Raw genomic sequence first — 23,581 nt, 5'->3', positions numbered from 1 at the left:
CACCTGAATTTTAAATAAAAAGCATCCTATTTTTGATAATAGTTTAGTTAAGACAATACATATGAATAGGTTCATTTTCAGAAATATCCTGCTTTGTTTCGGCATAATCGCTATTATGATGACCTTACCCAGCACATCGAACGCGCAGTCACTATTTAAAAAAATAAAAGATAGGGCTACTCAAGCGGCCACAGGCAAAATCCTCGATAAAACGGATAAAGCTGTTGGCAAGCATTTAGATAAAGCCATTGGAGGAACAGGTACTACCCAAGAAACCATCCAAGAAGAGGCTTCTAACGAAAAGGAGTCTGCCGATGGCCACCAAGAACCATCCAGCGTAAAGGCATTCAGCAAGTATGACTTTGTTCCCGGTGATTCTGTATTATATGTTAACGACTTTTCAAACGAGGCTCTTGGAGAATTACCAAGGAACTGGAATAGCAACGGAAGTTCTGTTATTGTAAAGCTGGATGGCATGGATGGCCAATGGTTGCGCATGGCACAGCGAACAGTCGCTTTGACAGACAATAAGAAAATGCTGGGATCCGACTTTACAGTGGAATTCGATCTATTTCTACAGTTCGATTTCAAAGGATGGTTACCGCCTTCAGTACGTTTTGGCCTGCTGGCCTCCGGCCAGGAGGACCCCACCGGGAACCCCTTACTATCTGACCCGAAAGGTGATAAATCCTTTTACATGGAAGTGTCTCCACTTTCAGATGGGGCCAATCTGGTACTGGAAACCTATAAAAAGTATACAAGGCATTTTAATAGTCCGCCACAACGTAGTACCCTGGCCAAAAATTGGTACAGTACAGTGGTACATGTATCTATGCAAGGTCAAAAAGAACGATTACGGATATGGATGGACCAAGAAAAGATATACGATGTGCCTAAGGCCATACCTATAGACGGCATCTTCAATCAGTTGTTCTTCCAGTTAAGCAGCAGTCCTTACCAGAACGATCAGGTAGGTGTGTATATCTCCAATATCAAAATTGCAAAAGGTTTGCCCGACACAAGACATAAACTGATAGAAGAAGGTAAGTTTAGCACTACCGGTATTCTTTTCGACACCGGTTCTGCCAATATCAAAGCAAGCTCATCAGGCGTATTGAAATCCATCGCTACAGTGTTAACCGAAAACCAAGATATGAACGTGCAGATTATCGGACATACCGATGCAGTTGGTGAAGAGCAAGCCAATCAGCAATTAAGCGAACTTAGGGCAAAGGCAGTAAAAGAGAAGCTGCAAAATACCTATGGTATTACCGCCAATCGGCTGGAAGCCCTTGGAAAAGGTGAATCTGCCCCCATGGGAGATAATAAAACAAAAGAGGGAATGGCACAAAACAGACGAGTAGAATTTATACGCCTATAAGTCAAATATTTTTTTTTCAATTCATTATTGATATATTTATAAGCAATAATCACCGTCTAGCGCTATAAGCTTATAAATAGTCATGATATTTAAAAAAGTATGCGTATATCTACAAACACGGGGAATATCCATGTCGCCTAAGGATGTACAAATGATTTCTTCCGTAACCGGGCATCGAATTATACCAAAACATACCATCGTCATGCATCAGGGAAAAATCGTAAAAAAGCTATTTTTCCTTAACGAGGGCATTGTAAGGCTGTTCCGCGTACACGAGGGGAGCGACTACACATTAGGATTAGTATCGGCAAATGACTTTATTTCAACACCCTTATATTTATTAAACGGTGAGCTATCATCTTGCGCATTGGAAACATTAACCGATATTGAAGTGCTGGAGTGGTCCAAAACAGATGTAGAAGCCATTAAAAAGCAAGTATCCAAGGCTTATGAAATTGAACAGGCAATTATGCACCGACTGTTAAGCTGGTTGCAGGATATGCAGATCGATGCCGTATGCCTTACCGCAGAAGAACGTTATCAGAAACTACTTCAGCAGCAGCCCGAAGTAGTACAGACGATCCCTTTAAAATATATTGCCTCTTTTTTGGGCATCCATCAGGATAGCCTGAGCAGAATTAGAAAGCAAGTTATTAAACGTCCTGATTAAGATCCTGACAAATGTCAGATCTGACTGTTTCATGTACCCTTATCTTTGTGCTGTAACAACCTAACATCATGAACAAGATATCTGTACTCATTGTAGATGCTGATGACACACAACGTACGCTGATTTGCGAATCTATGCGGCTTTTCCCTTCGTTTTACGTATCCGGTGCATGCTCCAATGGCCTGGAAGCCGTAAAATACATTAATGCCCGTGCGCCACAATTGCTTTTTATAGATACGGATTTACCTGGGCAGAATGCCTTTAAGGTACTGGCAAATGTGGATCATGTGCCGCCGGTAATTTTCACCAGTAGAGCAGAAATGCACGCCATAAAAGCCTTTGAGCATAATGCCATCGACTATTTGCTAAAGCCTTATAACATGGATCGCTTATATCTTGCATTGGAAAAATATTTAAAATGGTATGATATCACGCTGATGAACGGAAATCTTCTGTACTCGCTGGCGAAGAGCGAATTGCCTTCCCGTATACTCGTTGAAAATGGTAGGCGACTTCAGAGCATTGCCATTCATGATATAACCTACTTTAAAGCAGAGAGAGATTATACATGGATCTACACCCTTGATAACCACTCATATTTAAGTTCTTTTGGCATCGGGAGTATAGAACGAAAACTGGATAACCGTTTTATCCGGATACATCGCTCCTATATTGTTAATGTTGAGCATATCATTACTTTATATAAAGACATCTCTAAATTATTTGTGACCTTACCAAACGATGTTGAGATCAATGTCGGACGAAATTATCTTTCGGCAATAAAGCAGCTGATTTTTTGACCACCCTTTCTCTGTTTGCTTGATAAAGTAAGGATAGCCATCGCCAAATTGCATAGAGCGCTCTTGACAAAAAGGGTCAAAACTCACGACTTCACAATCTTCGCTAAAAAACTTCTCAGATCATAGTATACAATCACTTCCCTTCATATCATTCTCCTACTCCACTCGAAACTTTTTCACGCTCACCCTATGAGGTCGGTCCTGCAAGCATGCCATAGTCTTACATATTAGTGTGTAATCCTTGGTAACGAATTGCTATAATATAGACAAGGCTTAGACAGGACTGAGGCAGTATGATTGTAGGGTCGTTGCAGGGTCAGTGCAGGAAGATTGTATACTCGTTCTATAGCCATCCTAGCAAGAAGCTATAGTCATCCTAGCAAGAAGCTATAGCGGGGCTAGGCTCATTATAGGTTGCAAGGCCAGTGAGCGTTAGCCTTTTTGTTAGCGATCGCGCTGTGTATTGCGGATGGCTTCTATTACTTCATAGCTTATTCACTTAATGACCTTACGAACTACCGTGCTGTAGCTTGATAGAATAACATTGTTGACGATTTATATTAATAGCGGTTTAGACCGATTACTTATTGATATAGTTCTTTTTTAAACCTCTTGGCTAGCAAACCAGTCGCTCGGGCAGTATCTATATCTGCCACGATGACTCCAATATTTCCATACTTTTCATGTATAAGGCAACCACCGTCTGGATCAATCACAGCACTGGCAGAGCCTGGGTAGCTCGAAGCATAATTGGAGCTAGCAAAATAGATAGTGTTTTCTAAGGCTCTCATCATCATCGCTTTTTCATAATAAGGGTTATCTTTATTTCCCCATTCCGTGAGTTGTACACCTTCTATGTTACTTCCTACAAAATGCGGGTGGAACACAATCTGCGCGCCTTGCTGTGCAGCCCATCTAACAGATTCAGGATAGCGAAATCCTTCGTGGCATATTGTAATCCCAATTTTTATTCCACCTACTTCAAAAATATTCCGTTCCGTACCCGCAGTCCAATAATCATCTTCGGAAGGATCCAATTGGTTTTTCGTTTGATACCCCAATACTTCTCCTCTATTCGAAACCACATAGGCTACATTAAAAATTCCATTGGCAAAATGCCAATCCATTGGAACAATAATAGTTATGGCATTTTCAGCTGCAATAAGGCAGACCTTCTCCAGCGCCAGCTGAAGCTTTGTTGATGAGCGTTCCTCAATAGCGTATCCCATTCCCGGATAACCTGGAATAAACGACTCGGGAAAACAAATGATTTCAGCCCTTTTGCGGGCAGCATTTTTTACCAATTTTTCAAGCCAATACAAACCATCGTTAATCGATTTAGGAAAAGGGGGTGATGCCAAAGCTATCTTCATAAAAGACTAATCAAGATAAGAAAGTTCTAAATTAATAAATCCCGAACGATAGAACAAAACTAGGACAATGAATAGTTGTTTATATCATGTATCAAAAAGGTAATATGAAAATAGGATCAATAGTAATTCGTTGCTACAAGTTTAAAAAAATGAAAGCGATATATACTGGATGATGACTTTATTGTGTTGTGCAGCTCTAAAGCATTGGATCAAAAAAAAATAATAGCCTAAATAATCCAAGAAAAATGGTATTTTTAGTCTATTATGCGTTGAAAAACTTAGTTATGATAACGTTTCTAGGGATCTATTAAAATTTTATTCCATGTTGAGTTTGCTTCAGGTTACCATGACCTTTGATCATGTAAAAACTATTATTGCTATTATACTGGGGTTAAGTATTACACACCTATTAAAAGGAATGGTGAACTTTATAGAACACCCTAAATCAATTAAGCCTTATTGGGTCCATTTAACTTGGTGCGGTTATGTATTACTGCTCATTATACATTTCTGGTGGTGGGAAGCAGAATTGCGGATTGTTAAGCATTGGAACTTTGCCGAATACTTTTTCCTTTTTTTCTATATCAGTTTTTATTATGTGTTATGCGCACTGTTAATTCCTGGAAATCTTGGAGAATATAAATCATATAAAGAATATTTCTTTTCGAGGAAGAAGTGGATTTTCGGTGTATTAGGGTTCTCTTTTATACTGGATTTTATAGATACTTTTATTAAAGGGCAGGATTATTATCATCAGCATTATAATTGGGAATATCCTATACGAAATATTACACATCTTATTCTGTGTATAATAGCCATCTATTCAAACAATAAAACCTTTCACGCAATTCTTATACTGCTGTTTTTTGTCTACGAGCTTTCTTATATATATAGACTTTTCTTTAACATCCAGTGAGATGAAATGATAAGCAATTTTAGCAAAAGAAGTTTGGTATCGATTGCGTAGTTTTTTCCAGTAAATATTAACTTATACCTTCCGTTTTTTTAACTTGCCATCATGCATATCCTCAATCGGGATCGAAGCTGTAACACTTATAGACCACCAAAATAAAACCAGTTATGCCAAACAAATTGCTAAGAATCTCCTTTCTAAATGATTTATTACTGGACGCTTTTCGAGGAAAAAGACGTGCATTAGGTGATGCTCATCCGATAGATGGCCCGCCTTTATAATAAAAAATCCCACCACCAATACACTTGTAAACCAGTATAATTCATTGTGATCATGATAAAAAATAAAACAGCTAGTATGCTGTTAGGACTCTGCTATGCCTTTACTGTACAAGCACAACAGCGATTAGCAAACACTGTAGCAGGCTTTCCCGTAAATTATAGCGAAGCACATGTCGGCAAATATAAACTACCCGATCCACTTGTTTTCAATAATGGCAAAGCCGTACGTAGTATTAGTGATTGGCAAGGAAAACGCCGAACAGAATTGCTAAACTTTTTTGGAGAATATCAATTTGGTCAGATTCCAAAACAGGCCATTAGGAACGCAGAATGGCAATTGATTGAAGAAAACCGAAGCGCAAAATCAAATAAAGCAATCAGAAAACAAGTTCGGGTTTACTTAAGTGATGATAAAACACAAAGCGTAAATGTACTTTATTATCTACCCAAACAGGTGAAAGGAAAAACTCCTCTTTTATTGCATATTGCTTTTCAAGCAAACAACCGGGCAGTGGCCGATTCTGCAATTCAAGCAACCTATATATATAATAAAGTTGGAGAACGATTATTAGCACCTGCACAAGCACCGCAGGTGCCTCTCGATAGTTTATTGGCTGCAGGCATAGGCTTTGCTACTTTTTATTATGGCGATATCGAACCCGACTACAAGAACGCCATTCATAAAGAAGGTATCAGGCATCATTTAATGGATACGGAGAAGAAGCAGATAAAAGCTGATACCTGGGGAGCAATAGCGGCATGGGCATGGGGGACGCAACGCATTATCGACTGCCTCAGTCAAGATCCCGAAGTAGATAACAAACGTATAGCACTATTTGGCGTTTCGCGCTTAGGTAAAACGGCTTTATGGACAAGTGCTTCAGATTCCCGTATCAAACTTACTATTGCCAGCTGTTCGGGCGAAGGTGGCGCGGCATTAAGCAGAAGAGAATATGGTGAAAGTATTTCACATATGACAGACACGTCCCGATATTTCTACCAATTTGCACCGAATAGACATCAGTATGTAAACAATGCAGCTGCTTTTCCAGTCGATGCGCATGAGCTAATCGCTCTGATTGCTCCACGTCCCCTCCTACTACAAACCGGAGATGAAGATTATTGGTCAGACCCAAAAGGTGAATATCTAGCGGCCCAAGCTGCAGTTCCCGTCTACCAACTACATGGTATCTACCCCTTGCTCAAGACATTCCCTAACAGTGGCAACACGGCCTCAGCATTCCAAGCTTTAGGTTATTATATGCATGCCGGTGGACATGGAACCATTCCCTCAGATTGGAAAGTCTTTATCGCATATCTTCAAAAATTTCTATAAACTAAATACCACAAAAATGATTAAACTACGTTTATTATTAATCTTTTTTATTTGGGCACCTATAAGTTTATGCGTTGCTCAAAGTAATGAGATAAAAGGTACCGTGAGCGATGCACGGTCGAAAGAGACCTTACCAGGCGTAACTGTACGCATAAAAGGTGGACAAGAGAGTACGCAAACAGATGCCAACGGCCGTTTTTCTTTAAAGACAAAGAGCAAGGTACCTTTAACACTACAATTGTACTCTGTTGGCTATAATGAAAAATCGATTGAATTAAGCTCTTTCTCAACGACCATTCAGGCTACGCTGGAAGGTGCAGAAGAAGCTTTGGACGAGGTAGTGGTGGTTGGATACGGTACTGTCCGAAAAAGAGATTTAACAGGTGCGGTTACCTCAGTTAAAGCAAAAGACATTACTGCCATTCCTACTACAAACGCCCTAAAATCCCTGCAAGGTAAAGTAGCTGGTTTAGATATCACGCAAAGTTCAGGACAACCTGGAGCCAGTGTAGGAATCGTATTACGTGGTAACCGCTCACTTAATGCAGACAACCAACCGCTTGTGCTGGTAGACGGTATCCAATACGGTTCGTTTGTAGATATCAATCCCAGCGATATTGCATCCATTGAGGTATTAAAAGATATTTCTTCGACAGCTATCTATGGTACCAGAGGAGCAAATGGCGTCATCATTATTACTACCAAAAAGGGTAACGCATCCGGTAGAACGAACATCTCCTTCAACAGCTATCTGTCCATTAACAACAAACCTTTCTATCCGCAGATGATGGATGGCCCGACTTATGCACAACTTAAGAGAGAGGCTTATCGTACTACCAACGAAGGTGAATATGTTCCTGATGAAAACGTTTTCAATGCCACCGAGCTCGAATATACTCGTACTGGACAGTTTGTAAACTGGCAAGATCTTCTATTTCATACAGGTATGCTGCAAAATTATGAAATGAACCTGAATGGCGGCAGTGAAAAAACTCAGTTCGCTATATCCTTGGGATATCAGCACGATAAAGGGATGTTTAAAAACGACCTGCTCAAACGGTATAATGGGCGTTTAAGCGTAGATCATACGTTGAATAAAATCTTTAAGCTCGGTTTAAGTATGCAGTACACTTTTAAAAACCAAGACAAGCGGGATAATCCAATGAATATGGCTAACAAAAATCTACCTATAGCTAAACCTTACAATGACGACGGCACACTTAACCTCTATCCCGCCCCAGGGTATAGCACTTTTATAAGTCCACTAGCGGACGAACAAGCCGGTGTATTCAAAAACAATATTAATGATAAGCGCTTATTCGGGTCAGGTTATCTAGATATCAACCTCCATAAAGATTTGGTATTTAAGAGCACAATCGGAATTGATGTGCAAGACATCCGCAATGGCTATTTTCGGGCAGCTAACACCTTAGCCAATGTAGGCAGGAACTCTTCTTCCGGCGATTCAACTACCACCATGGTAAAATATACGTGGGAAAATACGCTTAATTATCATAAAACCCTTGGCGATCATGATATCGGTGCCCTCGCGGGTACCAGTACCATCAAATCAAAATATGAGCTTTTTGAGGGTTATGGTAATAACCAAGCATCAGACCTTACTGGGTTTTACGATATCGGTTCTAATACATCGGCCAAAGATATTGGCAGCCGTTTAGAGGAAATCGCCTTAGCTTCCTTTTTCGGTAGACTAAACTATAAATTAAAAGATCGTTATCTTTTCCAGGCATCGCTAAGAGCCGATGGGTCGTCGGTTCTTTCAAAGGGAAATAAATGGGGCTACTTCCCTTCGGTAGCCGGTGCATGGCGTATTATCGATGAACCCTTTATGCCAAAGGGCAGTAAGCTCAATGAGTTAAAACTTAGATTGAGTTGGGGTAAAGCAGGTAACAGCGCTATTTCCCCCTATTCTACTTTAGGATCATTGTCGAAATCGGCCTACGCCTTCGCTTCATCGGCAGCCTTCGGTTACTGGCCAAGCGATCTGGTAAATCCCAACCTTACTTGGGAAACCACCGCAACCTGGAATTTGGGAGTTGATTTTGGCCTTTTCAACAACAGAATCAGCGGTGCCATCGAATTGTACGATTCAAAAACTGACAATCTCTTATTGCCAAGCCTATTACCAACGTCTACGGGATATGCAAGTGTTATGCAAAATGTGGGAAAAACGGCTAATAAGGGAATCGAGGTAGCAATTAATACCATTAATGTGCAACAGGAAAATTGGAATTGGGCAACTGATTGGTCGTTCATGCTGAATCGAGAAAAGATTGTAGCGCTGAATGATGGGGTTACACGCAATATAGCCAACGCATGGATCGTGGGTGAACCCACTAAAATCTATTACGATTATAAAAAAACAGGCATCTGGCAATTAGGTGAAGAAGAAGCCGCACAAGCATTTGGAGGTTATCGGCCGGGAGATATTAAAATTCAGGACAGCAACAATAATGGCGTGAGCGATCCCGATGACCGTACGGTATTTTCGCAAGTGCCTCGCTATTCTTTTGGCGTTAACAATAGCGTTTCCTATAAAAATGTTGACTTAACCGTCTTCGTTTTCGGTCGAATCGGACAATATATCAATTATGAATATGGTGCAACATATAAACCAAGTGCATTAGAAAATGGTGCGAATGCAAATTACTGGACGCCGGAAAACCCTTCTAATGATTATCCCAGACCTAATAGCGGTTATTCTACCAGTAACTATCTTTTTCAGTCGACTTTACGCTACGTAGATGGCTCTTTCGTTAAGATACGAGATATAACGTTAGGATATACCCTTCCGAAAAAATGGTTAGATCGTCTGGCTGTACAGCGAATAAGATTTTACAGCACTTTACAGAATTATTTTGTATTTACAAAGGTTAAAGATTACGATCCAGAACGTGGGGGTGATCTCAGCTTTCCGCTTCCCCGTACCATTGTATTTGGTGTCAATATAGACCTATAGTCAATATGTAATGATTAAACGATAAGAAAAATATGAAAACGATAAAGAATTATAGCCGGTTAATGCTTTTGCTGACTGGGCTACTATTAAGTTCCTGCGAGAAGTTCTTAGAAGAAAAGAATCAGAGTAGTTTAACAGAGGATCCATTTTACAATACAGAAGCGGGAATAACGAGCGCTGTCAATGCCTGTTATGCAGGTTTACGCCTATGGTATGGAAAAGAGCATGGTATGGGATTGTCAGAAACCGGCACAGACCTTTTGCTTCGGGGAGGTGATAACAAAGCGAACCAGATATCCGACTACACTGTTGATTTAAACGGTGGACAAACCAATATAAAAGATATGTGGGATATGTATTACCGCGCACTAAACGTATGTAATACTGCTTTAGTACGTTTACCAGAATCCCCCTTGAGTGAAACCCTCAAACAACAATATGAAGGAGAAGTACGCTTTTTACGCGCATTTTACCTTTTCCAAATTGTACAGATCTGGGGTGGTGTGGTGCTCAACACCGATCCAACAGAAGGGATCGTCACGACGGCTACCCGTTCCTCGGAAGAAGCCTTTTACGACGTGATTAACAATGATCTCAACGCCGCAATAGCTTCTCTTAAAGAGGGGAAATCGCTGGATGGTCGCATCACACAAGATGCAGCAAAAGCTTTGCTGGCCCGAGTATGCCTCACGCAAGGTAGTCAATACCAAAATGCCGCCAAATACGCCGAAGCGGCGACGTTGGCAAAAGAGCTAATCAATAGTGGGCGATATACCTTGTTTAATGATTATAAATCGCTTTGGGATATGAGCAATGCAGAAGGAAGCACAAATAGTGAAGTTCTTTTCTACGTAAATTATACGAATGACGATCTGTTAAATGGTGATTTTGAAGCGGTTGCAGGAAAGGGTAACAATAGTCATTTACATTTCATTATGGTATATGATCGACAGGAAGGCCTGCAAAGAAGCATTGATTATGGTCGTCCTTTTCAGCGTTTTATGCCTTCATTACACCTTCTTCAGCTATTTAACCCATCTGTTGATCAACGGTATGACGGTAGTTTTCAGACCGTTTGGCTAGCCAATAAAGCGGGTATGCAAAAAGGGGACAGTCAAGTTTTTCCAGAGATGGCTTTTGGAGATACAGCCATTGTAACACTAAGAGATCCCGTAACAAACGAGCAAGCAAATCGTGCAAAAGGTAGATATAAGATTTACGATCGGAATACTTTATACCGCGCCGATGGTACCCCTGCTTTGCGATCACAGTTTATTCAGCTATCTAAATTTATGGATCCAACCAGACTTACCGTAGCACAAGAATGGAGCTCGAGGGATGTATTCGTTATCCGCCTGGCAGAGCTCTACCTCATTGCTGCGGAAGCGAGCCTACAAAGCAGTCCGAATGAGGCGCTCAGCTTCATTAATACTCTTCGGCGTACACGGGCAAAAGCAGGGAAAGAACAGGACATGGAAATTAGTTCAGCAGATCTCAATATCGATTTCATTTTAGAAGAACGCGCACGTGAGCTGGCAGGCGAACAGATTCGGTGGTTCGATTTAAAAAGAACTCATCAACTTCTGCCCTATGTACAGCAATATAACCCTGACGCAAAAAACAATATCAAAGAGTATCATCAGGTACGGCCTATACCACAAAGCCAACTCGATGCCATTCTTAACAAAGACGATTTTAAGCAGAATCCAGGTTATAACTAGTGTGTCATAATTTCCCCTTGTAGAGATAAAATATTCTGGCAACCTAAAACTGCCAGAATATTTTTATTTCCCTTTTATTGATTAAGTACAGGGTTATGTCATTTACCAAATAAAAAATAGATATATCCATTCATACCACCGATTCCACCTATAAAGAATCATCCGAAATGAGTAAATTTCTTGTATTTTTATCCCGTTAATGATAAGGGGAAAATTATGCCTATCCTACTATATTTATTATTATTGGTATTACCTATTTCGGCAATTGCCGTCGGTGACAGTGCAATCTATCAACAATACAATTACACCTTGCAAAATGGTTTACCGTTCAATAATATACGGGATATCAAGCAAGATCGCATCGGTTTCATTTGGATAGCTACAGAAAATGGATTGAGTCGTTTTGATGGAAAGGCCTTTAAGAATTTTAGCTATGATGCTTCTTCTCCTCAAGGACTACTTGGAAATTATGTACAAACGATCATGGTAGACAAGCAGGGGGTACTTTGGGTTTCGTCTAGAAAAGGGATAAGCAGATACAATAGTTCAACGGAATCTTTTACTCATTATCCAATCTTAGCTTCTGTAAAAGGTCAATATAAGATGGACGTAGGCTGTATTAGCAATTCGAACAACCAAGATATATTGTGGATTTCTGCTAATGGTTTAGGGGTTTACCGTTTTCATAAGGACTCCGGTGCTTTCACAAGGTATACTACGCAAAATCTTGCCGGTTTACGATCAAACATGGTTACTGCTCTATTTGAAGATAGCAAAGGCTTATTATGGGTAGGAAGTCAAGATGCGGGATTACAGGTTTTTAAACAAAATAACACCTCACTAGAACCGCTTGCTCCTTTACAAACGGCTTTAAGAGAAAAACCTTTTAGTCGCATACACCATATTTTTGAGGACCCTTTTGGAAATGTTTGGGTAGCTAGTGATAGTGGCTTATTTACTTTTCGCCGTGGTAATGGCAAAGGGCAATGGATTACAGCCGCAGCACTTCACACCCCTCATAGTCATTATTTAAGCGTTGCAATAAATACGCGGCAAGACCTCTATCTCGGTATTCTCGACGGTGGGGGCTACCATGTTACATTCGACGAAAATACCGATGGACTTATAAATATCAAAAAAGTCTCACAACTTAGCAATGCTGATTCGACACCTAATGGACTTACCAAACGTTCTATCACCAGTCTTTTTTTCGACCGCGATCAAAACTTATGGGTGGGTTCTTACGGCGATGGTGTGTTTCTTATCGCTAAACCTATTTACCAGTTTTTTAATCTGCATAAATCGCAACTTAGTAATACCAACGAATATCAGAACATACGATTTTACGGCTTGATTGAGGATGCTTCCGGAAATCTATTTGTGGGTACAGATGGCCATGGTATATTTAAATTAGATCGTCACAACAACCTTCTAAATCACTATAAAAAAGAAAAAACGCCTAATACGCTCACAGACAATGCTATTATTACTGCATTTAAAGACCATAATAACCAGCTTTGGTTTGGCACCTATCGTGGCGGCTTAATCCGCTACAATCTAAAAACAGATAACTTCACTAACTTCTCTGCCAATCCTACCGAGGAAGGATCCCTAGGTGCTAATGATGTACGTGTTATTTATGAAGATAAGAGGCATCAGCTCTGGATTGGCACAAATGGCGGGGGTATTAATAGGCTAAATCCATCAACACGTCAATTCAGCACCTATGTGCCGCAAAACAGCACAATCCCCTCTAATGATATTCGATCAATTGCTGAGGATAAAAAGGGAAATCTCATCATTGGTACTTATGGTGCTGGCATCACTTACTTTGAGCAACAAAAAGAACTATTTTATGCCTATTTGCCGGATGGAACAGTCTTCGATAAACTCAAATCAGAAGTAATATACGATTTAGCGATCTTGGAAGACGGCAATTTATGGATTGCTACCGAAAGCAATGGGCTCTTGGTATATGATATGAATAAAAGGCGCATAGTTCATACTTTTCAGGAAAAAAACGGATTGGCTAGCAACACCGTACTAGCCATTCAGCAGGATCAAAACAAACGTTGCTGGATAAGTACAATCAAAGGTTTATCGAGTATCGACCTGCATTCAAAAGCTATTGTCAATTATGGTCCAACAACAGGAATCCAAGCGGGAGTGTTCAATCCGCGAGCGGCCATTTTTAGTAAGCATCGGAATCAATTATTTTTTGCCGGTACAGGTGGCCTCACTTATTTTGATCCCAACTTAGTCAAATATAGAACCCCTCAACAAGAAATAACCTTAACAGGTTTAGATTTATTAGGTAAAGAAAAGGATATATACGAGTTAAACCAATCGCTAAACGATACCAAGAAACTCACCTTGCCTTATAATTTATCGACCTTTACCTTGCATTATGCTTCCTTAAAATACGGCCAGTCAGACGATCATCGCTTTGCCTATAAATTAGTAGGACTGGATCAACATTGGAACTATGTTGGTAACGAACAATCTGTCACTTATCGTTATCTGCCACCGGGCAATTACACGTTTCAGGTAGCCCTTGAGCAAGGAGGTAATATTCTTCCCAAAAGTTTAAAGAACATCGATTTGGAGATTTTACCGCCTTGGTATAAAACCTGGTGGGCTTATACTATGTACATACTGTTAGTTGGGGGTGCTTTATACTATTATAGACGCCATCAGTTGCAAAAGCAGTATCTAGATTATCAGCTAAAGCTTAGTCAACTTGAACGGACAAAAGAACAGGAAATCAATTCGTTGAAAATCAATTATTATACACGATTATCACATGAGTTTCGTTCCAGCTTAACACTCATTCTTCAACCTGTTAAAGAATTGCTTAATAAAAAAGATTCCCATTTAAATCAAGATCCTTCTGTTAATACGTTATATGTAAATACCAACCGCCTGTTAAGGTTGGCTAACCAAGCACTTACCTTTAGAAAAGATAATTTAACCAAAGAGAACCTGCATTTACAGCCAACTGATTTGGTAAACCTAATCCTAGAAGTGTTGAATTGTTTTAACCATCAAGTACAACAAAAGAACCTTATAGTAACTTTTCATACCCGCCAGGAAGAGCTTTGCTTATTAATTGACCGTGAAAAAATGGAAATGGTGTTATTTAATCTCGTTTTCAATGCTATTAAATTCACTAAAGAAGGTAGTCTAGAAATTAATTTAATACTTGATCATAAGATGAATAAGGTCTTCCTCAGCATACAGGATAGCGGCTGCGGGATAGACAAACGTATAGGTGATAAACTATTCGAACCCTTTGCGCACCATGAATCGTATGCTAAAAGTAGCTTAGGATCTGGATTTGGAGTTGGCTTGTGGATGGTAAAATCGTTGATTCAATTACACGATGGAAGCATACGTTATGAAAGCGAATTGAACAAAGGCACCACCTTTTACGTGGAACTCCCTGTAAAAGAAGTTGAAACAAACCCGGCAGATACGCCAACTCAAGAGATGACTCATGGATCTACAGCCATTCCAATCACCGAACGTGAAGTATTTCCACCGGCTTTCAAGACAACAAAAACTGCCAATTCCTTTAACAAAATACTTGTAGTGGATGATGACATCAGCTTAACCGATTATCTTAAAAAGATGCTATCACCCTACTTTGAAGTATATGTTCAAAATGAGCTACAAGGGGCGGTCGATTTGCTAGAAGATAATTTGCCCGACCTTATACTTTGTGATATTGTAATGGAGGAGAGTAATGGAATCGATTTTTGCAGACAATTGAAAAACGACCTTACTAGAAAACATATTCCGATTATTCTGCTGACGGCCTCCCATAACACCGAAACAAAGCTGGAGGGTATTCAGAGTGGAGCGGACGACTATATTACAAAGCCCTTTGATATGGAAGTACTAATTGCCAAAATACAAGGTGTATTAAAAAACAGGAATGATCTTAAAGATTACTTTTTCCACCATATCACTGATAATGCCAAATTCCAGCGAATCAATGCCGAAGATCAAGAGTTGCACGACAAATGTTTGCAGATTGTGGAAAAACACTTAACCGACACCAACTTCAACGTACATAAATTAGCCGATGCTTGTGGCCTCACCTATGCGACGCTAAGCAATCGAATTAAAGATATACACAACCTTACACTAAACAGTTTTATCCGCACCGTTAGACTTGACATCGCTGCTCGCATGTTCCTGAGCTCTGATGCTACTATCTATGAGGTAGCCTACCAAGTAGGGATGCGCGATCTTAAATATTTCCGAGAACAATTTGCTAAGCAGTATCAAATGAATCCTTCTGAATATATTAAAAAATATCGGAAACCCTTTCACAACATTTATCATGTAAAATAAGGCCATCATTATATTTGCCCCCTCTTTTTTTCTATTTTACCCCTCACCATACTAAGGGGGGATAAACGAGATTTGTACCTCATAAACCTTCAGGTAGAGCATAACCTTATATAACGGCTCAATCTGTTCTGTTTATCCTAACCAATAGTATTATGAATTCTATTTACAATCAAAAACGAGGAATTGTACGTGTATGCTTTACTTTAGCGGCTATTTATAGTTTAGTTAGCTACGACGTACAAGCGGCTCCTGCCAATCCGTTTATTAAAACGAGGCAGGTCGGCGTGAAGCAACAAAGTCCTATCGTAGGCACCGTGTTAGATGAGAAAGGCATGCCTCTTCCAGGGGTAAGTATTCGGGGCAAAGGAGGGCAAGGCGGTGGCAGTACCGATGCACAGGGAAGGTTCAGTATCCAGCTACCTAATACCGAAACGGCATTGGTCATCAGCTATGTCGGCTATCTTACACATGAAGTAAACATCGTCCGTAATCAAGCTATGCGGATCGTTCTGCAACCTGATGCGCAAGCATTGAATGAAGTGGTGGTAGTAGGTTATGGTACGCAGAAGAGAGCCACTGTCACCGGTTCTATATCGGAAGTAAAAGGAGCCGATATAGTTAAAAGTCCACAACCCAACGTATCGAATTCACTGGCGGGTCGCTTTTCAGGCTTAGTAGCTACCAATAGAGGTGGTGAGCCTGGATACGACGGCTCACAAATACGCATTCGCGGTATATCTACAACAGGCAACACCGATGTGCTAGTTGTAGTGGATGGAGTACCCGGACAGGTTGGTGGTCTGGAACGACTCGATCCCAATGATATAGAAAGTGTAAGTGTACTGAAAGATGCATCAGCAGCTGTCTATGGAAGTCGCGCTGCGAATGGGGTTATTTTGGTAACTACCAAAAAAGGAGGTACTGGTAAGCCAACCGTTTCCTATAGTTTTAACCAAGGCTTTGCCTCTCCTACCCGCTTACCAAAGATGGCAGATGCGGCTACCTACGCCACCATCCGTAATGAGATCAATTACTATAACAATCCCGCAGGAGGCCTCTTTCAATTCTACTCGGCAGAAGATATAGAAAAGTTTAGAAATGGCTCAGATCCCGAAAATTTTCCTAATACCGACTGGCAGAAAGAAGTGCTGGACAACACAGCCCTTCAGAATCAGCATAATTTATCTGTAAATGGTGGTTCGGAAAAAGTTAAATACTTCGTTTCCGCAGGTACACTTAAGCAAGATGGTATTTTCAAAAACGGTGTCACCAATTTTAAGCAGTACAATTTCCGCTCCAATATTGATCTGGATGTAACGGATCGCTTTAAAGTAGGCATGTCGCTCGCAGGCCGTGAAGAAAAGCGCTTATTCCCCACAACTGGGGCGGGTGACATTTTCCGTAACCTGTATCGTGCCTATCCCACCGTATTACCGCGCTATGCCAATGGCTTGCCTACTACCGGCATTGAAAACAACAACCCGGTGATGATGGCTACCGATGCAGGGGGAACCAACCAAAACCCTAAACAGATTTTCAATGGTATCTTACGTGCTTCCTACCAATTGCCGGTGGAAGGATTGATGTTGGACGGTTTTTTTGCAATCGACCGTTCACAAGAGTCAGGAAAGAATTTCATCACACCCTATCTTGTATATAACTACAACGCAACCAACGGTATCTATGAACCCCGCACGGTGGGTGAACCCAAAGCACAGTTAAATCAATTTCAGGAGAATACTTCTTTAACCACCTCCCATATCAAATTGAACTATGAACGTAGTTTCGGTGCGCATAATGTTAAAGCTTTCGCAGCCTATGAACAAAGTGAAAGAACCTTGAGTAGAATGGAAGCAGGGCGTCGCAATTTCCCTTCATCACTGACGCCAGAATTATCGCAAGGAGGTACTTCATTGGAAGATCGCACAAATGCGGGTTTAAGCTGGAGAGAAAGCCGTAGTAGCTTTATCAGTAGGGTTAACTACAACTACAACGAAAAATACCTAATAGAAGCACAGTTACGGATTGACGCCTCCTCTATTTTTCCTAAAGGTAAGCGCAATGGCTATTTCCCTGGTATCTCGGCAGGATGGCGTATCTCACAAGAAGACTGGTTTAAAGATCAGGTACACTTTATAGATGATTTGAAATTACGGGCTTCTTATGGAGAACTAGGTGGTGATAATGTAGGGGCAAATCAGTTTATTAACAACTACAAGCTTAGAAACTACTACACCTTGGGTAGTGGAATTTACCCCGGAGTCGACTTAATTAAATTAGCCAATCCGAATATTACTTGGGAAGTTTCGAAGAAGACGGATGTTGGCTTCAACGCACAGTTTTTGAAAAACTTCAACTTGGAATTCATTTATTTTATGGAAAAAAGGTCGAAGATCTTACTGCCTAGAAATGCCTCTATCCCTGGCAGTACAGGTATTGTTAACCCTTATGATCCTGACCCATCAACACCAAGTGCAGACGAATCTGACATTCCCTTGGTACCATCCGAAAACATCGGCAAAGTAGATAATAAGGGTATCGAAGCCACCTTGGGTTATCAACGTAGCGGAACGGTAAGCTTCGGCATAGCCGGTAATATCACCTATGTTAAGAGCAATGTCGTATTTAGGGATGAGTCGCCTGCCGTATTACCTTATCAAAGTTTAACAGGTCGTCCATTAAACAGTTATCTCCTTTATCGAAATATGGGTATTTTCCGTAGTCAGGAAGACTTAGATGCCTATCCGCATGTTGCTGGAGCAAAAGTTGGCGATTTAATATTGGAAGATTACAATCAGGATGGTGTAATCACGGCTGATGATATGGTACAGACTGATCTCGGTAATATTCCACAGATCACTTTTGGCTTAACATTGAACGCTTCTTATAAGCAATTTGATCTTTCGGCTGTGTTTGCAGGCCAAGGCAGAGTACGCCAATATATATTAGCCGAAGTAGGAACCATTGGCAACTACTTTAATACCTGGGCCGAAAATCGCTGGAGCCCTGAAAACCCGAATGGCTCCTACCCCCGCGTAGACGAACGAGCATCCTCTTCTATTAGTGGTGGATTATATAAGAATGATTTTTGGTTGTTTAACACAGCTTTTGTTCGTCTGAAAAGTGTAGAATTAGGTTATACTTTGCCGGAAACACTCTTGAGTAAAGTTGGCCTAAAATCCGTTCGGGTATTTGCTAGCGGATTTAATCTTTTCACCCTTACCAAATTAAAGGACTTTGATCCGGAAGGATCGAGTGAGAGTGGCCAGTTTTACCCGCAGCAACGTATCATCAACATAGGAGCTAATGTACGTTTCTAACCTTTAAACGCTAAAAACATGAATACCATAAATAAAATACATTTGTTTGTTTTAGCCGCTCTGGCTTTCACAACAACCGCCTGCAAAAAGGATTTTCTTGATGTAACCCCTACGGATAAAGTATCTGATGCCGCCGTCTTGGCCGATTCCGTATTGTTTGAAGCCTTTGTTGTAAATCGCTATCTTGGGGTACGAATTGTTAACAAAGAAAATGAAGGCACCCCCCCCGGCTTCGGAAGAGGATTTGAATATGCGATGTGGTCATCCTTGTCGGATGAATCTGTTTACAACAATGATGATAATACTTGGTTCATTCAGCGTGGACAGCTATTACCGGAAAACACCGGTATAGCAGGCACCTTATGGAAACGAAGTTATCGCAGTATTCGCGAATGCAATTATGCCTTAACACATATCAATGAAGTACCCATGAGCGATGCACATAAAAATCTCATTATAGCCGAGCTGAAATTTATTAGGGCATTCCGTTATCACGACCTGATCCGTAATTATGGAGGTGTGGTGCTTATTGGCGATAAGGTAACGGAGCTCACCGATGATTTTAGCGACCCCTCTCTCTTTAAAAGAGAAGATATTGCAACAAGCTTGGCTTACGTGCTCGCACAGCTAGATGAGGCTGCTGCCGTACTACCCGAAAGTAACAATGGTAGTTGGTTACGTGGTAGGGCAACTAAAGGAGCCGCTCTAGCACTTAAATCACGATTAGCACTTTATGCTGCCAGTCCGCTGTACAATGCCGGTACTTGGGAAGCGGCGGTAAGCGCAGCAAATGCGGTCATCACATTAAATCGCTATGCGATTTCGCAAAGTGGTTACCGACAGCTATTTCGCAAAACCAGCGATGATAACGAGATCATTTTTGCCCGTTACTACTCGGTTGGTGCGCGTCACGTGCCCTTAGAAATTGCTAACGGTCCAAATGGTTATGATGGCTGGGGTGGCAATGTACCTTTGCAGAATCTAGTAGATGCCTATCGCATGGCGAATGGTAAAGCTATTAGTGATCCTACATCAGGTTATGATCCGCAAAACCCTTATGTTGATCGCGATCCCCGTTTTTATCAAACAATTTTATTCAATGGAGCCAGTTACCGGGAACGAAATATAGAAACTTTCACCCCAGGTGGACGCGACAGCAAAGATGGTCCTTCTAATTGGAATACCAGTCGCACCGGATATTACTTAATGAAATTTACGGATGAAGATATGCCTATCAATAATCCATGGAATATTGCAGGCTTACAACCATGGATCTATTTCCGCTATGCAGAAGTTTTGTTAAACTTTGCCGAAGCGGCCAATGAGTTATCAGGGCCGGATGCTGTGCCGGCCGGCGCAAGTCTTTCCGCTCGCGATGCGATTAACCAGATTCGGACCCGCACAGGTGTGGGAATGCCTGCCGTACCCGCTGGTGTAGGTCAACAGGAATTTAGAGAACTCATACGCAATGAACGGCAGATTGAACTTGCCTTTGAAGAGCATCGTTTTTACGATGTTCGTCGTTGGAAAATCGCGGAGCAGACCGAAAATGTACCAGCATATGGCATAGATGTTATCAAAAGCGGTAATACCTTGACTTACACACGGAAAGTAGCACTTGATGGTAGGAGCTTTGTCGCTAAACATTATTGGTTACCGATACCAAGGGAGGAAATTCAGGCATCTAACAATACATTGCAACAAAATCCAGGTTATTAAACAAAAGGCTATTATGAAACAGCTCATCAGCCTACTCATAGGCTTCCTTATATGGTTACCGGCAATTGGTCAACAGAACAAAATTCTGTTCAATGATCAGTGGAAATTCCATTTGGGTGATGTCACCAACGGTGCTGCCCTTTCTTTTAACGACCAAAAATGGAAAGACGTAAGCTTGCCACATGATTGGACCGTTGCAGGCCCTTTTGCACAGCAGTGGGCTAGCGCGACAGGCTATTTACCGGGTGGTATTGGTTGGTACAGGAAAACTTTTCAGCTTCCCAAAGAAGATGAAAAAACTAAATGGACTATTTATTTTGATGGTGTATACAAAAATGCGGAAGTCTGGGTCAATGGCCATCATCTCGGTAAACGACCTAATGGTTTTATTTCCTTTTACTACGATTTAAGTCCTTATTTAAAGAGCGGCAATAATGTACTTGCCGTCAAAGTAGATCACCGTGAATTCGCCGACGCTCGATGGTATACCGGCTCAGGTATCTACCGCAACGTGTACCTGTTGAAGCAAAATCCTCTGCACATTGCCACATGGGGAGTAGCATTCACTACGCCACAGGTAACTGATCAGGAAGCTAAAGGACATGTACGCGTAAACCTAGAAAATGATCATGCTGCTAAAGCTTCAGCTGAGATGGAAGTTACACTGCTCGACGGAAGCGGTAAGGTGGTTGCTCAGGAAAAGAAAGAAGTAATGCTATCGGGAAATAAACAACAGGAAATACAAACGGCCTTTACCTTAGCTAAGCCACAACGCTGGTCGGTCGATAGGCCTTACCTTTATACATTGGCGATAAAAGTTAGGGTTAATGGCAAAGCAGTAGATGAATATCAAGAGAAAGTTGGCTTTCGAACGTTTCGTTTCGATGCCGATAAAGGATTCTTTTTAAACGATCGAAGCATGAAGCTCAAGGGTGTTTGTATTCATGATGATGCAGGTGCACTGGGCGTGGCAACATTTGAGAACGTATGGCGCCGTCGTCTAAAAACCCTTAAAGATGGAGGTGTAAATGCTATACGGATGAGTCATAATCCACATGCCGACTTCTTTTATACCTTGTGTGATGAACTCGGTTTTTTAGTAATGGATGAAGCCTTTGATGAATGGGAGTTCGGAAAAAACAAATGGATCGCTGGTTGGAATGTCGGGACTCCAGGAAAAGACGGGTATCATAAACACTTTAAAGACTGGGCTACGAAGGATGTCAAAGATATGATCCTACGCAATCGTAATAAGCCTTCGATTATTTTATGGAGTGTTGGTAATGAGGTAGACTATCCAAACGATCCATATAGCCACGAAGTATTAAGTGGTGGCAACAACCCGCAGATCTACGGAAAAGGCCACCTGCCCGATCATCCACCAGCGAGTCGGCTCGGATCACTCTCAAAAAGCTTAGTTGATGCGGCAAAAAGTATTGATACTACACGCCCTATTACTGCGGCTCTTGCCGGGGTAGTAATGTCGAATACAACCTCCTACCCTACGAATGTAGACGTTGTAGGGTATAATTATCAAGAATATCGATATGCGGAAGATCATGCCAAATATCCAGCGCGTATTATCTATGGTAGTGAGAATGGCATGCAGTATAAAGCCTGGCTCGCCGTTGATACCAATGAATATATTTCTGGTCAATTTCTATGGACAGGCATTGACTATCTTGGAGAAGCAGGAAAATGGCCCAATAGAAGTAACGGAGCAGGTTTATTAGATCTCGCTGGATTTCCGAAGCCTGAATATTATTTCAGGCAGAGTTTATGGGCAGAAAAACCAATGGTCTACATCGGAACTTCGCCTGTTCCTCATGGTGACGATAATGGTATTTGGAGCCATAAGAAGGCTGATCCTGTATGGAGTAAGGACTTTGGTGCTCAACAACGGGTGACGGCTTTCTCGAATGCGGCGGAAGTAGAACTCTTTTTGAATGGAAAATCACTTGGAAAAAAGAGTAAGAAAATAGTGAACACGGGTTTTATTTATTGGGATATTCCATTTGAGGAAGGGAAGCTAGAAGCAAAAGCTTATAACCAAGGTGTGGAAGTTGCAAAAGATGAGATACGAACTTCAAAAAAGGCTGTAAAACTAACTTATCAGGATTTAGAAACTGACCCATCTGCACTGCTGAAGGAGATATTGATTACTGCTGTAGATGAAAATAATAATCCCGTATATTCAGCAAATGACACTATCGAGGTTCAAATTGACGGACAGGCTGAATTTCGGGGAATGGAAAACAGCGATCATCAAAATCTAGCAAGCTACCTCTCACCTACTAATTGTTTATTCAAAGGCAACCTGTTAATATACATTTATAAAAAAGCAGCAGATAAAAAAATTCAGCTACATATTAAAAGCAAATCCTTTCCGGCAATCACAGTAGATTTATAAATTACTCACTACAGAGAAGATAGTCTATTTATATAGAATAGATTATCTTTCTTTGATCAAAGCTGGTTAAACCGGCTTTTTCATTTCTTTCAAACAAAACTTTTTCTGTTATGTAATATTAATATCAGATGAGTGCTATATCGATTATTTCACGCTATTGCATAAGCTTGAATGAATTATTTAGAATTCCCGAACTTCTTCCAGACTATATACGGGATAAGCCAATGTATTAAAATTTAGAGAGAGAAGCTGTGCGATTGTTCTAGAAAGAAATCAGCAAAATTAAAAAATCAGATATAGGCAAATCGGAGTAATGAA

The 23,581-nt window shown here is 40.9% G+C and carries 12 protein-coding genes; 11 read left to right on the top strand and 1 reads right to left on the bottom strand.

Annotated elements, in window-relative coordinates; all coding sequences use genetic code 11:
- The first annotated feature begins 61 nt into the window (after window positions 1–61).
- The 3 genes from BMY50_RS01785 to BMY50_RS01775 all read left to right on the top strand — a co-directional run bounded on the left by BMY50_RS01785 (window position 62) and on the right by BMY50_RS01775 (window position 2,851).
- Window positions 62–1,381: an OmpA family protein gene (locus tag BMY50_RS01785; RefSeq protein WP_093317498.1), complete on the top strand. Its 1,320-nt coding sequence runs from the start codon at window positions 62–64 to the stop codon at window positions 1,379–1,381.
- An 82-nt stretch (window positions 1,382–1,463) separates the two neighbouring features.
- Entirely contained in the window at window positions 1,464–2,051 is a 588-nt protein-coding gene (locus BMY50_RS01780) for a Crp/Fnr family transcriptional regulator (protein WP_093317493.1), read from the top strand.
- Window positions 2,052–2,119: 68 nt separating this feature from the next.
- Complete coding sequence (locus tag BMY50_RS01775) at window positions 2,120–2,851, top strand: LytR/AlgR family response regulator transcription factor (protein ID WP_093317488.1); 732 nt, start codon at window positions 2,120–2,122, stop codon at window positions 2,849–2,851.
- Between the two features lie 584 nt (window positions 2,852–3,435).
- On the opposite strand, the gene BMY50_RS01770 is transcribed toward BMY50_RS01775, so the two are convergent.
- Window positions 3,436–4,224 (bottom strand): carbon-nitrogen hydrolase family protein, encoded by a 789-nt coding sequence (locus tag BMY50_RS01770; RefSeq protein WP_093317483.1) that lies wholly within the window; start codon window positions 4,222–4,224, stop codon window positions 3,436–3,438.
- A gap of 322 nt (window positions 4,225–4,546) precedes the next feature.
- On the opposite strand from BMY50_RS01770, the gene BMY50_RS01765 reads away from it, so the two are divergent.
- The 8 genes from BMY50_RS01765 (at window position 4,547) to BMY50_RS01730 (ending at window position 23,263) form a co-directional block, all read left to right on the top strand.
- Window positions 4,547–5,140, top strand: a complete 594-nt coding sequence (locus tag BMY50_RS01765; RefSeq protein WP_202907724.1) for a hypothetical protein — start codon at window positions 4,547–4,549, stop codon at window positions 5,138–5,140.
- Window positions 5,141–5,470: 330 nt separating this feature from the next.
- Window positions 5,471–6,754, top strand: coding sequence for a glucuronyl esterase domain-containing protein (locus BMY50_RS01760; RefSeq protein ID WP_093317478.1), 1,284 nt, complete (start codon window positions 5,471–5,473; stop codon window positions 6,752–6,754).
- Between the two features lie 16 nt (window positions 6,755–6,770).
- Window positions 6,771–9,734: a SusC/RagA family TonB-linked outer membrane protein gene (locus tag BMY50_RS01755; RefSeq protein ID WP_093323466.1), complete on the top strand. Its 2,964-nt coding sequence runs from the start codon at window positions 6,771–6,773 to the stop codon at window positions 9,732–9,734.
- 32 nt (window positions 9,735–9,766) lie between these two features.
- Complete coding sequence (locus BMY50_RS01750; protein ID WP_093317473.1) at window positions 9,767–11,455, top strand: RagB/SusD family nutrient uptake outer membrane protein; 1,689 nt, start codon at window positions 9,767–9,769, stop codon at window positions 11,453–11,455.
- 216 nt (window positions 11,456–11,671) lie between these two features.
- Entirely contained in the window at window positions 11,672–15,814 is a 4,143-nt protein-coding gene (locus BMY50_RS01745) for a hybrid sensor histidine kinase/response regulator transcription factor (protein ID WP_093317469.1), read from the top strand.
- 152 nt (window positions 15,815–15,966) lie between these two features.
- Window positions 15,967–19,134, top strand: a complete 3,168-nt coding sequence (locus tag BMY50_RS01740; protein WP_093317465.1) for a SusC/RagA family TonB-linked outer membrane protein — start codon at window positions 15,967–15,969, stop codon at window positions 19,132–19,134.
- A gap of 18 nt (window positions 19,135–19,152) precedes the next feature.
- Entirely contained in the window at window positions 19,153–20,853 is a 1,701-nt protein-coding gene (locus BMY50_RS01735; RefSeq protein ID WP_093317461.1) for a RagB/SusD family nutrient uptake outer membrane protein, read from the top strand.
- 13 nt (window positions 20,854–20,866) lie between these two features.
- A complete protein-coding gene (locus BMY50_RS01730; RefSeq protein ID WP_093317457.1) occupies window positions 20,867–23,263 on the top strand; it encodes a sugar-binding domain-containing protein in 2,397 nt (798 codons plus the stop codon).
- Window positions 23,264–23,581 lie beyond the last annotated feature (318 nt).

Origin of the sequence: Olivibacter domesticus (assembly GCF_900109575.1) — a bacterium.
Lineage (GTDB): Bacteria > Bacteroidota > Bacteroidia > Sphingobacteriales > Sphingobacteriaceae > Olivibacter > Olivibacter domesticus.
Note: the sequence above shows the minus strand (reverse complement) of the source record. Positions and strands in the feature narration are given on the sequence as shown.